Source organism: Nostoc sp. (genome assembly GCF_036917155.1).
Taxonomy (GTDB): Bacteria; Cyanobacteriota; Cyanobacteriia; order Cyanobacteriales; family Nostocaceae; genus Nostoc.
Window position 1 is genome coordinate 1 of sequence record NZ_JBALDZ010000205.1, and the last position, 13,196, is coordinate 13,196.

The window sequence follows — 13,196 nt, forward strand, 5'->3', positions numbered from 1 at the left end:
CACGATGTTTCAATGTGTCCTTGTACAAATCCCCTGATTTTAATTATGGGGATTTCCCTGTTGCCTGTTGCCCGTTCCCTGTTCCCTTTTAATTATTACTTATTACTTATTACTTCGCCCGTGAGGGGAGCAGGGGAGAGTTCAATCTGCCAAGTTCAATCCCTTCTCTCCTTGTGAGAAATGCGGGGATCGCTGCAACTCTAGGATCGAAAAGATTTCCTGCTGCCTGTCGCATACCTCCCTTACCAATTGGGCCGTAACCTTCCTTTTTAGCCTCAATACTGCCATAATCAAGAAAAGTCGTGTCTCCAACGCACAGCACTACATCATATTCTGCAACAGTTTCCGCCGTCATTTGACAGTCAGGACATGTAAATTGATTTTTTATTGTTTGTGAGAAATCCGGGTCATCCACCAACTACTTTTGACCACACCCAAACACCAGTAGAATCATTACCTACCCCCAATTATTGAGGGGATACAAAATTACTATGCATTAGCCTAATGCATAGTAATTTTTGAAAGAACGCCAAGCAGAGAAGAAAATTTTGCTGGCAAATATTCCCATCTGGTTGCATCTTGGACAATTTCCTGCTTCACCAGTTCTAAGTCTGAGAAATCAACCTCTTCGCACATAGTAACTAAATCAATGACAGTTGCATACCAAAGTAGTGGAGTATCACTACCACCTGCTTCTAAAAACTGGGATGCTAATTCTAAAAACTTAGGAACATTGTTATCTATAAACGCTTCCTTCACTAAAAACCAAGCATGAATTCCTGATTGATAGTGACAATTACCATGATTTCCAGAAAGCAGATAACGCGCTGCAAGCTTAAAAAGGTGATGGGCAACTTGACGGTTTGTCCCTACCAAAGTCAGGACAATTTCACTGGTAATTGTTTGCAAATGTGCCTTAGCTAGTTCTGGAGGTAAAAGTGCAACAAGTTCAAGACTCCATTCCCCTGAAAACGGCAAAACTGGCAATATTCCTGTGATATAACTGAGAGTACAGCCAGCTAAATCCATAGCGTATTCAAAATTCATTGCTCGAAAATGAATCCGACTCAGATTAATGATCATTTCTAAACGATGTGCATGGATAACCAGCTGGTTATACCCATAATTTTCTTCTAAAAGAATATCGACATCTAATGCTTTAAGAATATGCTTTTGAGCATCTTCAAAATTATCTTGACGATAATCAAGATATGCTTGTGCTGCTTCTTGAAATGATTGACAGATTAAACTCGCCTCAGTTGAAAGCGTTTTTGTGCCAAGGTATCCCTGTGACTCAGCAAAAAACCGATCGGCCACTATAAATTTCTGTTCACGAGCAACAGCCAAACCTTGATTTAAGGCAAGAGTAAATTGACTCATCACCAACTGCTCTTCTAAAGATAAACGGGATTTGATAATCTCGTGTGCTTTTTGTGTGATCGAATCCCCAGCATTTTTGAAGTTAATCTGTTTAAGTTGTTTTAAACCTTGTCGATAATTTTTAAATGCAACTTGGATTAGTTCGTTATAAGCAGTAGTCATTGGATTTAAGATTTGTAATTTTAATAATTTATTCCCAAAGGAGTACTGAAGGCAATTTTTCTGGAGATGCTAACCTGAGTAATTCGTAGCCAATGCCAGCTATTCCTTGAAAAAAAGAAAGACTGAATTTATGGCTAGATAAATTGTGTAACATTCTATATGCACCTATTTCTTCAGCTTTGGTAACAGCTAAAGCAGCCTGTTTTAAAGCCATTGCTTGTAATTGTGGACTAGATAGTTTTTGAGATGCTACTAATAAAGTCTCGATTCGACCAAAATTTCCATAACAGAGAGAATCTAACTTCTGTAAACAGTAATTTTGGGTAGTTTGCAAAGCAATTTCTATATCTTGTTCAATTTGTTCTGTTTTTAAAATTGATAACCCCCCTAATCTTGCTAAACCAATTCCCGAAGCTCCATGACACCAACTGATATTAAACTTCAGGTGACCGTTTTGTTGGTTACAGAAACGAAAATCTGGCCAATTAGCATCTGGCTCTGAAAAAACACTACTTTCATAGGCAATTCCTTCTTTAGCTGCCTCTAAATACTCTCGATCTTTAGTTATCTCGTATAGTCTGAGTAGAGCATAGGCAATGCCAGCCGCACCACAAGATAATCCAGTTAATGGTCTATCGCCTAGAGTTTTCCAAGTTTGATAAGCTTTGTTCAAACTGATGCGATTTTTGAGTAAATGTTGACCGCAGATAATTGCTTTTTCTAAGACCTTTGAAGACTTTGTTACTTGATAAAGTGTAATTAGTCCTAAAATTGTACCTGCCGAACCTCCCATTAAATGAAATTCGCGATCGCTCTGAATCAATTCTGGTTTAATTAAATTAGCAGTTCGTTCCGCATCCTCTAACAGTGTTGTATCCTTGATAAATTGGCTGATTTTAACCAAGCAATAGACAATTGAACCAAGTCCTTTAGCTCCACCAATACCTATATTTCTAGCAAATCTTTGAGTAGCTTCGTTATTTGGTTTTTGAATAATTGCTCTTAAAGACTCTAAACTTTTTAAAGTTAAGCTATGAAACTGATTAGCATTTTTCAGAGAATCTAAAGCTGCTAAAAACAAAGCAATGCCGCAATTACCATCATAAAGACCATAATTTAAAGGCTGGAGTTGAAATCTGGCCGCATCTGAGATATATGCTAAGTCAAGCCAGTAGCAACTGTTGTTAGCTGTACTCAAAGCCATTTGCTCAATTGTTTTAGCAATATTTTCTGTCTTGAGAATTAGTTCTTGGTAAGTTAAAGAGTTAACTTGTGATAAATCCGTCACTGTAACGGCTGAGAGATGGGAATTATCTAATTTTCCTTGTTTGCTAATCCGGGCAACTCTAGCAGCAAAAGCTCCCTCAATTATAATAACTTGTTCAGCTAAATCTATTTGATCGAGTCTTTCTAATCGAGCAATAACTTGATTGTAACTAGATTGTTTAAAATATTTTGGGATTGGTTGTTTTACTCCATAACTAAGCGCATCGCTATCTGTAGTACCACCAAAATAGGGAATATCTAATTGTTCCATAGCTGCGATTTCTGCCTGTAATACAGTCCAAAAAATAGGCTTTTGGCGAGCGCGTAAAAAAGCTCTACTCAGAACATCTAGTTCAATACTGCGCTCGACTCCAGAGCGCATAAATCTAGGTACAAGCAGCTTTTGGAAGATGATAGTATAAATACGAGTTTGCCGAAAAGTAAAGCGTACCCATTTCCCTTTTAATGCTGTTAGAGGGCTGTCATTTTGTAAAATCGCTGTTTTTTGTTCGAGCAGAAAATAATACATTTGCCTAAACCCTGCAATTAAATTATCCAAATAATCATCAGGGGATAAAGCAATTCCATTTAAATTTGGTACATTTTTATCAGGGGGTATAGTAGTAGATTCCCATGCTAAGTGCATATCATCAGTATTAATAAACTTCCACTGCGGCATACTCCAAGGTGCTTGTTGAGGTTCTACATTACCTAAAGCACTAACATCAAAGGCAATAGAGTTATCTTGGTTGAAATGCCAACGAGGTAAAAGTCCACTGCGAATAACAGAGTCCCAAAACTTTTGGTTAGCTGAGTCTTGATGTTCTCCTGTCTCTGTATCTGCTAAAAGGCTGACCTCATGATACATGAGTGCTTCCATATCAATTAAGACTGGATGTTCCCCATTAGCAATGAGATTCTGATAAATACAATCAGTTCCTCCTAACGCATACATAGTTGCTAACAACATACCTAATCGCTCATAAAACCTTTGTGCTGCTAGAATATTTTCGCAAGGTTGATACTCTACATATTCAACCCATCCATAAGTTTTGCAATCAATTATTTTTAAAATTTTGAATGTTAAAGCAATATCACGCTGGTTGCACCAGTCTAAAAATTGGTTATAGATAACTTCAGAACTTACATTTTTTGGTTTATAAACTAACTTTTTTTGAGTCTCAAAGATGAGAATAATTACCGAGCGACCTCGATTATGAGGATCGGATAAAGATGAATGTATTTCAATAACTCTCCCTAAGCGACCGAAAGTTTGTTTTAATTCTGATAAGTCTGTTTGCAGACGTTGCAGAAATTCTGCGTTAGTTTCTACCCAAAAGTCAATAGCAATTGTAACGAGTTTAGCTAAAACTGAATATTTTTGAAAAAAAGCTAACAAACCATCTTCTAACAGTTTGCTAACAAATCGATGATACAGTTCCTTAGTTGGACTATTATTGGTGTTTGCGCCCAATTTTAGGAGCAAAGTATGGTTAAAAGGGCGGAAATTAGAAAACTCAAATTCTAGAGTTTTTTCACAAAGAGTAACTAATCTTTTCAATAAGCTATATTCTAAATTAAAAGAAGCTTGGTCAGATAATAATTCTGAAGATAAAAAACTTATATTTCTTCGTAATTGCTGGCGCGCCACCCAAATAAGAGGTAAAAGAACATCTTCAAATGGTAAAGGGTGTTCAGAAGCAAACAAGAGTTTATCTTGATTAATTGTTGCAGCAGTTTCGATAATTTCTTTAAGAGTTTCTGCCCAATGAGGTAAACAATTACTATCTACCAGAGTCATTGTTCCCAATAATGGACTTACTATATTAATATCTAATTCATCCCACTCTAACCGCTTCTGGAATTTTTCCCAGTTTCCTTGCGCGACAACTTGACACCAGCGTTCTAAATTAACCTCAATTTGTTGTTGATTAGTTTGAGTGTCCTCAATCTTAAACAAATTATTATTGAGACGTTCTGAAAGAGAGCTAGATTGAGCAACAATCTGAATTAATTCTAGTTGATTCATCTCAAATTTAATGAACTATGGTTAACAGTCCTTCTTTGACTAAGCGACGTGCCAGCACTAACTTACTCTCATCACTAATATTTCCAGGGATAGAATTGACATAAAATTCTTCAGTCTCGGCAATAAATCTCAGGGCTGGTTCTATAAAGCTTGGTGCGCTAACATGATTTCCAGGAAAGTAAATACTAACTGAATCTCCTTTTTTTAAAATATGGCATATTATTCCATCTCTTTTTCTTAAAATACTATTTATATCTAGATTTTGAAGGCGATCAATTTGAGCAAAATGTCCATCAGGAAGAGGTTCTAATTTTGCTAATAAATCCTCGGCAAGATCGTCAATTACATCTTCTATATTTATCTCTGTTGTGATTTTATCTAGTAATTCTTTGAATTGATGAGTGAGTATTCCTACTTGTTCTTTGTTGTTGAAGAATCCAATGGGTAAAGACTTACGTAAAGAAACACAATCTTTACTAGCTAAGTTGATCGCACTGGTAATTAGGTCAGATAATCTCAGAGGATGAATAGCAATAGTTAAATGAAGAGAAGAGGATTCTGAAGTTAATGCTTCATGAACATAACCACGAGGAATATAAATTAGATCGCCAGCATTCAAACACACTTCATGTAAGCGAGGTGGAAGTTGATCTGCTGGGACTGGTTGCCGATCTTTCGCTAGAGGTAAACAACAGAAATAATCATATATATGCCAGATTTTAGAACCTTCAATTTGTAAAATAAATACATCATGAGTATCATAATGAGGTACTATGCCCTGTGCTTGTTTAGGAGTTAAATATATACTTGCATTTACTTGAAAGTGGAAAAGTTTTTCTAAGTTACGACAAAGAATGGCAATAGGTTCGCAACTATATTGAAGTTGGTTTAAGGTAATCGTATTTCCTTGATAATAGGCATTATATATTTCATTGATACCAAAAATATTATCTGAATTTATCTGACTTGTCGAATTCTGAAAGTAAGATTGGCTCTGATTGATGACTCTAATTTGAGTAGCGTCTCTACGTCTGCTATAAATTAACGATTCTATTTGTTTAATTGATAATATTTGACTATAATAATCACGCTCTTCTCTAGTAACTATTAAAGGTTGTTGTTCCCAATAATCACTAAAAAAAACATTTGTTTTAATCGGAAAGATTAATTTATCGAAATCAAATTCTTGTTGAGACATTTTAATTAGCCTCTTTTTCAGGTAATAAATCTGGCTCGAACCAGCGTTGAGCAATTGCTAGATATGCTTTAGCCTCTAAAGGAAAATTAGGTTGCTCAACAATTTTAATATGACTAATACTTCTTCCGAGAATGTTTATCCCTTTATTACCAAGTATATAATCATCTCTACTTACATGATTAGATTTAATTTGTGAAAATCCCGGCCAAGATAATAAAGCATTTTGTTTAGCTGGTGTACATAATTCTTGTTTGACTAAATAATCTAAAAATAATTGCCATCGAGGTTCATACTTGGGTTGTTGTTTGAGAAAACATTCCAACCCAATTCGAGGAAATATAGTATCACCAACATCAAAAGCTAAATGAATATGATCTGCAAAATTTGACAAATCTGCAATTAGCGATCGCAACCTATTTGTCTGAGCTATCCAGCCGATTTCTCTTAAATAATCTAACACTCGATCAAATGCAATTCCTGCTACATCGAGTCTTATTGCCTGATGTGGACGAGATAGCATTATACCAATATGCAGGAAACTTGCTCCTTTTGGTAAACAATCAACACAAAGTTTTAAATTAGATTCAAGTTTGCTAGGAATAGGACGACTTAAAAGTCTAAGAGCTTGTTGTGTAAGCTCTGGAATATTTTTATCTATCTGTTTATTTAAAGTGAAGAAGATGCCAGGAATTAATCTTTGTAAAGATTGCTCATTGATATCAAATTCTAACCAAATATCTGTAAATTTTTGATGCAGAGGAGACTTAATATCTGCCCATTCCTGAGCCAAGTTTTTTAGTGGTTCCCATTGATAATAATTTAGCAAATCATTTATGGCTTGGTTACTAAAATACCTCACAAAAAAGTCTACTTGAGATTGCTTACTTCCCAAATGACTTTCAAATCCACCATAACTGAAGGCAGGTAAAATTTTAGATAAGGCAAGAATTTGTGATAAAAATTGAGGAGAAACTAATTGGTGGTAGATATACGGGTTAATAATTTGCAAATAATTTTCTAGGGTATAGTTCGTCATTAAAACCAGATAAAACTAGATAAACTTGTCTAACATTTATTTTTGTAACTTAAGGTAATTTATATACCTCATGTTTATGATTATTATAAGCGGTCTTAGCAGATTACTTTGGGATAAATAAACAAAATTTAGTATGCTATAAATAGCAAACTAAAGCTCTCCTAATAAACAAGGCAGAAGGCAGAAGGTAAGAAGATTTGACTTGTTTCTTCCATCCATAACGGAAGCCAGCGCGTCCGTAAACAGCTTTTATTACTCTCGGCAAAAGAATTATTAATATTTTATTGAAATATTGCTATTATCTGCATTTCAAGCTTGATTTTCTAACAGGATTGGCCGATTTCCACATAAATCGGTCAATCCCTACTACAAACGGCTTTCAGGATTTACTTTTATCAGAGTGACAAAAGAGAGCTAATCAGCATCCCCAATTATCAGTAAAAGCAGCAGCTCGTCCTCCAGCAACAGCCTCTAATTGCGTATCACTCAGTTCTCTCTCTTCAGAGGGCGTAGCAATCAACTCTTCAAGATATGCTCTGGCTTCATCTACAGTGAAAGAATAGCCTTTTTCTTGACCAAGTTGAGCAGCTAAGTTCGCGGCACCTTCGCGATCGTTGGCTCTATTTGCTTCTTGAAATCTTGCTTGTAGTGTTTGATCAGACAAAATTTCTTGAAAAAACTGACTTATATCTGCTTTTGACATATTTTTACTCCTTGTTGAAAAACTATTGATACAGAATTAACTAGGGAATGCTGTAAATTCCTAAATCATCAACATCCCCAATTATGGGTAAAAGCAGCAGCAGCTCCTCCAGCAACAGCCTCTAATTGCGTATCGCTAAGTTCTTGATCTTCAGAGGGCGTAGCAATCAACTCTTCAAGATATGCTCTGGCTTCATCTACAGTGAAAGAATAGCCTCTTTCTTGACCGAGTTGAGCAGCTAAGTTCCCTGCACCTTCGCGATCGTTAGCTCTATTTGCTTCTTGAAATCTCGCTTGCAGTGTCTGATCGTTTGAAATTTCTTGAAAAAACTGATTCAGATCTGCTTTTGACATATTTTTGCTCCTTGTTGAAAAACTATTGATACAGAATTAACTAAGGAATGTCCGTAAATGGCTGAATCATCAACATCCCCAATTATCAGTAAAAGCAACAGCTCGTCCTCCAGCAACAGCCTCTAATTGCGTATCACTCAGTTCTCGCTCTTCAGAGGGTGTAGCAATCAACTCTTCAAGATATGCTCTGGCTTCATCTACAGTGAAAGAATAGCCTCTTTCTTGACCGAGTTGAGCAGCTAAGTTCGCGGCACCTTCGCGATCGTTGGCTCTATTTGCTTCTTGAAATCTTGCTTGTAGTGTTTGATCAGACAAAATTTCTTGAAAAAACTGACTTATATCTGCTTTTGACATATTTTTGTTCCTTGTTGAAAAACTATTGATACAGAATTAACTAAGGAATGCCCGTAAATGGCTGAATCATCCACATACCCATTATCAGTAAAAGCACGAGCTGCTTCCCCTGTGGCTATGATTATACTAAAGTAAGGCTGATATTTATATTGATGAATAAAAACTGTAATATTTGGGTGTTCCTTATCAGCACAAGTGATTTTTGGCAGGGACCTGAGATGAGTCAGATGCTTGTCAGAGAATGATGGGTGTCTATAAAAGAAATGTTGAGTAAAAAAGCCGCAGATGTCTATAAAAAGACTTGTCCGTAAATTTATCACCCAGTCTATAGAAGTTATTCTGCCATATAGTCCGCAAAAGCTAGTACCGCAAGGCGGAATTCGGAATTACCTGTTTGCAAGGGTTTCGGACATTTCAAATGGTGAGACAGCGCGGTCTTGGGGGTTTCCCCCATGAGCGACTGCGAACCCGAAGGGTTGGTTTATTTCCGCCGTGCTGTACTAGGCTAGATAGAGCAAACATTAAGATTAATAAAGTGAAAATTTTGTATCCTATCTTTATGCGAATTTAATTTTCGCACCAGTCTCAAGTATGGCATTATCTACATAAGCTACTGTGTCTATTTTACTCTAATTACACTGCAAATATGCAAAGCCAAATTGCTCTGCTCATTACACTCGATTTCATGCAGGTATCGTTCGATCTGTCAGAAGCAGTGCGCTACAGCATTGGCTTAGTCATATTTTCTTTATTAGTACTAATCTTATTGTGGTTGCCAGATATCTTAAAAGAGAAGTGAACAATTATACATAGTGGTAAGTGCTGGAACTGTATTGTTTGACTAACCCAACCATTAACTCAAAGGTTCTACGGCTTACTCCGGTCATTCGTTTAAATTTCTTTACAGTAAGCTGTTTGGCTTTTTCTATTTTCACTGCTAAGCTGATACGCAGCTAAATTTAATAAACTTTACTCTTCCTCTCCTTCTTTGCCCTGTGATTTGTTTTCTTGTACCTTTTTTACCCCAATTTTTTCTTCTTATCACTCTTAAACTAAATCCACTCTCATCCCAAAACCATACCTGTAAAAGTTCTGGAGCCTCCTTTGTTATTCCTGACGAGGCGACGAAATAAGCTAAAAAGCTTATGAGGTAAAGGATGCAGCAATTTATGGTAGAAAAAGATAGGTCTAGTTTTGTCAAGAAGGCCTATCTGCCGATTAGCTTATATTTGTCGCAGAGGGGCTTTTGCCCACAAGGGGCAAGGTTTGTATCTTTTCCCCTACCCCCTATCAACAGCAATTCCAAATTCAAACTTAAAAAGTAAGATGCTCCCCTAGTCAGCACTATTTTCAAGACAAATTATTTTTATTTTTAATCTGCTCGGCGCGTTGCTGCACCCTTTGAAAAAAGTCCTGTTTCATAATCTCGGCTACTTCGTTTTCTGTCTTCGTTTTATCGATTTGAATTTGTAATTCTAATACTTGTTGTTTGAGTTTCTGTTCTCGTTTATAAAATTCACGAGACATATGAATAGCTGCGGCGGCTTGGTTGGTCAAAATACTTAAAAACTCTAAGTCTTCGTCGGTATATTTGACTAAAGGAGAGAAATTATCAACATATAAAACACCGATGATTTCCTGATAATTCTTCAAAGGGACGCACATACAATTCTCAATTCCGACTATAACAATGGAATTAGAACTCTCAAATCGCTGATCTTGCTTAGGATTATGAGTAATAATCGCATCTCCACTTTCATAAGAAAGATTGACGATATTGCGGCTGTAAAAATTTTGTTCACTCGAAAGATGATTTTTTAATTTGGTGGCTTTTGGTTCTAGTTGTTGAGAAATTTCATCCACTAAGAGAATCACCGCTCGATCAAATTCCATAATTTGAAATAGTAAATCAAGAATTTTGCTGAGAAGTTGATCTAGTGTATCAGGTGAATATAATTGTTTACTGACTTCTAAGAGAATTTTAAATTTGTTGAGTGTTTGTTGCTCGCGATCGCCAGACTTTAATTTGAGGATTGAGTCTTGCCTGGATTGCTGCTCTAACAAATTTTGAAGCTGACCTTGAAATTGTGACAAAGGAATTTGTTTTAGATTATGGTTTACTAATTTTTGATTATTACTAATATGCTCCAACTGTGACTGTGGCAAGTGATACACAAATTGACAATGAGCTGAGTAACCGAAACGAATTATATCGCCGTCATTGAGTTGGCAAGAATCAATTTGTACTTGATTAACAAAAGTATGATTTCTACTTTGAATATCTTTAATTATCACTCTATTTTGGACTACTTCAATGTAAGCATGGTGACGAGATATAGTATCTTCTAACAAAATAATACTATTTTCAAATTGGCGACCCAGGGTGTTAACTCCTTGCCTCAATTCATAAACTCTCTCATTTGCATTTCCGGGAGCGTAGATTAAATACGGCACTTTTACTACTCACATAATTCTTGAGGGATAAATTTATTTATGTCAGCAAAAAATGGACACTAAGCTGCTACATGAAGATGACTAAATTATCACTGTTTTGCTAGTAATTTGTATAGCCATTTGTTGCAGAATGTGACTGATAGAATAGTTACTATATTTGATAGCAAATACCCCTTGACTGGCTAAACGCATCAGATCGGAAGATTCTGGCAAGATACCCAAGACTGGAACGTTATAAGTAGCTTGGACTTCTTGACGGATTTGCTCGAAGTTGTATTCAGGTAAAATTTTGTTAATAATTAAGAAGAGATTAGGAACTTTTAACCGTCGAGCCACATCCACTATTACCGAAGTTCCTTGAAAATCTTGTTGGTCTGGTCGCAGTATCAACAACACTCCATTGGAAACTGTTAAAGTAAGTAACGCCTCCTCATTCAGGCCAGGATGGGTATCGATAAAGAGATAATCTAAGTTTAAACCTTCTATTAGCTGCTGGTATCCTTCAAACAATAACTCTGCATCAAACCGTTCTCTTAATATTCGAGATATATCATTGATTTTGCTGCTAGAAGGGACTAAATAAATCTTGCTTTTTGCAGTTCCCTGTCCTTCCAGTACATCACTGACATCATAGACAGTATCAGTAATTTTTAGCTTTTTCCAAAGAAAGTCATTTAGTGTGCTATTAACCTGCTGATCGCCTAAACCAAAGAGGATATGAATACCTGGCGAAGGAAGGTCGGTATCGATAATTCCAACGCGGTTTCCTGCACAGGCAACTAGGCAAGCAAGATTAGCTGTAATATTAGATTTACCAGTACCACCTCGATAAGAATGAATTGAAATAATTTTTGACATTTGACTAATTATGTTAAAAGTAACAAAAATATATATTCTTGGAATATATTTAAAAATATACTCTTAATTCCATAATATATTCATCATAATATATAGGACTCATATTTGATTTTGAACAACTAAGCTGCCTAGAAGCTTGACATACCAAGCTTTTCTTCTGAGTATACTGAGTAAGATTCAAGTAGAATTCCTATATTCATAATATAACTTCGTTGGCTTATGGGTTAGCAATGAATTCTTCACAGGTGTGGGCTGATACTTTAGCAACTTATGGAGCTAGCGAGTCAGAAATTCAAGAATTACTGGCGTACAATCAAAATGTCTTCTCTCCCCCGACGCTAGAACAACTGTATCAGGCAGAGTCAGAACTCTATCTTGCTAGCTGGAAAAAATATGCTCAAGAGTCCGCTACTGTGGGGACTTATGCAACTTTGCGAACTTACTTAGTGCAGTTACAGTTTCCTATTTTAGCTGGCATTAGCACCACAACGGACTATCGTGGCGCAACTCGCAAAGGAAAATCAACAGCACAGATGGAACTTGCCACTGGCTTGACTTTGCTCCAACCTGAACAACTCCAATTGTATATTTATCAAACCTTAGCTGGTGAGATTCCTGTCTTAGTTGCCGCAAACAGATCTGATTTCATCAGCTTAGTTCAAGCACTGACCAAATACAACGAACCCTGTCCAATCCCTGACTCAATGGGAGCTTGTACTATCCAAGGATATAACAACTGGCATCGGGTGCGCGAATATCAAAAACAATGGCAGGAAGAAAATCAAAATCAAAATTATGAACTAGGTTGGGCAGTTGAGTTTCAACGATTAATTCAACGTCCAGAACTGTATCAAGATCGGTTGATTCTGCTCAGTCGGGGGCCATATAGCAACGTTAACTCGACTGAGTTAGAACTCGACGAACAACAATGGCTAGAGATTTCTGAAAAAATCCGCTTAGAACATGAATGTACTCACTATATAACCCGCCGCTGTTTTGGCTCAATGCGAAATAACATCCTTGACGAACTTATTGCAGATTATCGAGGAATTGTTCAGGCAATCGGTCGTTATCGGGCAGATTGGTTTTTGCATTTTATTGGTTTGGAAGCTTTTCCCAACTATCGTCAAGGAGGGAGATTAGAAAATTATCGAGGCGAACCGCCATTATCAGAGGGGGCATTTCAGGTGTTACAAAGGCTAGTGAAAACAGCAGCCGAAAATCTAGAAAAATTTGAGCAAAAATCTCACCAATTAGTCAAAACTAAACAAGAAGAAATAGGGATATTGATGGCTTTGGCAACCCTCAGGCTGGAAGAATTAGCATCTGAACAAGGAGTCTCCTTAATAGAAACAGCCATTAACCATCAAAAACAGTATTTTAAAACACAATGAAGTTATAAA

Annotated in this window: 11 protein-coding genes and 2 pseudogenes; 1 reads left to right on the forward strand and 12 read right to left on the reverse strand. The window is 36.5% G+C overall.

Annotated elements, in window-relative coordinates; genetic code table 11:
• Window positions 1-109: 109 nt before the first annotated feature.
• The 12 genes and pseudogenes from V7K67_RS26190 to V7K67_RS26245 all read right to left on the reverse strand — a co-directional run bounded on the left by V7K67_RS26190 (window position 110) and on the right by V7K67_RS26245 (window position 11,793).
• Window positions 110-355, reverse strand: coding sequence for a hypothetical protein (locus V7K67_RS26190; protein WP_334732734.1), 246 nt, complete (start codon window positions 353-355; stop codon window positions 110-112).
• Window positions 356-501: 146 nt separating this feature from the next.
• On the reverse strand, window positions 502-1,542 hold the full coding sequence (locus V7K67_RS26195; RefSeq protein WP_335169019.1) for a hypothetical protein: 1,041 nt from the start codon (window positions 1,540-1,542) through the stop codon (window positions 502-504).
• Window positions 1,543-1,570: 28 nt separating this feature from the next.
• Window positions 1,571-4,837, reverse strand: a complete 3,267-nt coding sequence (locus tag V7K67_RS26200) for a type 2 lanthipeptide synthetase LanM family protein (protein WP_334732732.1) — start codon at window positions 4,835-4,837, stop codon at window positions 1,571-1,573.
• Window positions 4,838-4,844: 7 nt separating this feature from the next.
• Entirely contained in the window at window positions 4,845-6,035 is a 1,191-nt protein-coding gene (locus V7K67_RS26205; protein WP_334732731.1) for a cupin domain-containing protein, read from the reverse strand.
• A 1-nt stretch (window position 6,036) separates the two neighbouring features.
• Window positions 6,037-7,044, reverse strand: coding sequence for a hypothetical protein (locus V7K67_RS26210; RefSeq protein WP_335169022.1), 1,008 nt, complete (start codon window positions 7,042-7,044; stop codon window positions 6,037-6,039).
• A 445-nt stretch (window positions 7,045-7,489) separates the two neighbouring features.
• Window positions 7,490-7,774 (reverse strand): Nif11-like leader peptide family natural product precursor, encoded by a 285-nt coding sequence (locus tag V7K67_RS26215; RefSeq protein ID WP_334732729.1) that lies wholly within the window; start codon window positions 7,772-7,774, stop codon window positions 7,490-7,492.
• A gap of 68 nt (window positions 7,775-7,842) precedes the next feature.
• Entirely contained in the window at window positions 7,843-8,127 is a 285-nt protein-coding gene (locus tag V7K67_RS26220; protein ID WP_334732728.1) for a Nif11-like leader peptide family natural product precursor, read from the reverse strand.
• A gap of 69 nt (window positions 8,128-8,196) precedes the next feature.
• Window positions 8,197-8,481, reverse strand: a complete 285-nt coding sequence (locus V7K67_RS26225; protein ID WP_334732727.1) for a Nif11-like leader peptide family natural product precursor — start codon at window positions 8,479-8,481, stop codon at window positions 8,197-8,199.
• An 836-nt stretch (window positions 8,482-9,317) separates the two neighbouring features.
• Window positions 9,318-9,416: pseudogene (locus tag V7K67_RS26230) on the reverse strand (IS5/IS1182 family transposase); the annotation flags it as partial.
• A gap of 2 nt (window positions 9,417-9,418) precedes the next feature.
• Window positions 9,419-9,592: pseudogene (locus V7K67_RS26235) on the reverse strand (transposase); the annotation flags it as partial.
• Window positions 9,593-9,831: 239 nt separating this feature from the next.
• A complete protein-coding gene (locus tag V7K67_RS26240) occupies window positions 9,832-10,935 on the reverse strand; it encodes a GAF domain-containing protein (RefSeq protein WP_334732725.1) in 1,104 nt (367 codons plus the stop codon).
• Between the two features lie 81 nt (window positions 10,936-11,016).
• Entirely contained in the window at window positions 11,017-11,793 is a 777-nt protein-coding gene (locus V7K67_RS26245; RefSeq protein WP_334732724.1) for a MinD/ParA family ATP-binding protein, read from the reverse strand.
• Window positions 11,794-12,023: 230 nt separating this feature from the next.
• Here V7K67_RS26245 and V7K67_RS26250 point away from each other — a divergent pair, with 230 nt between their 5' ends.
• Window positions 12,024-13,187: a DUF7005 family protein gene (locus V7K67_RS26250; protein WP_334732723.1), complete on the forward strand. Its 1,164-nt coding sequence runs from the start codon at window positions 12,024-12,026 to the stop codon at window positions 13,185-13,187.
• The last annotated feature ends 9 nt before the right edge of the window (window positions 13,188-13,196 follow it).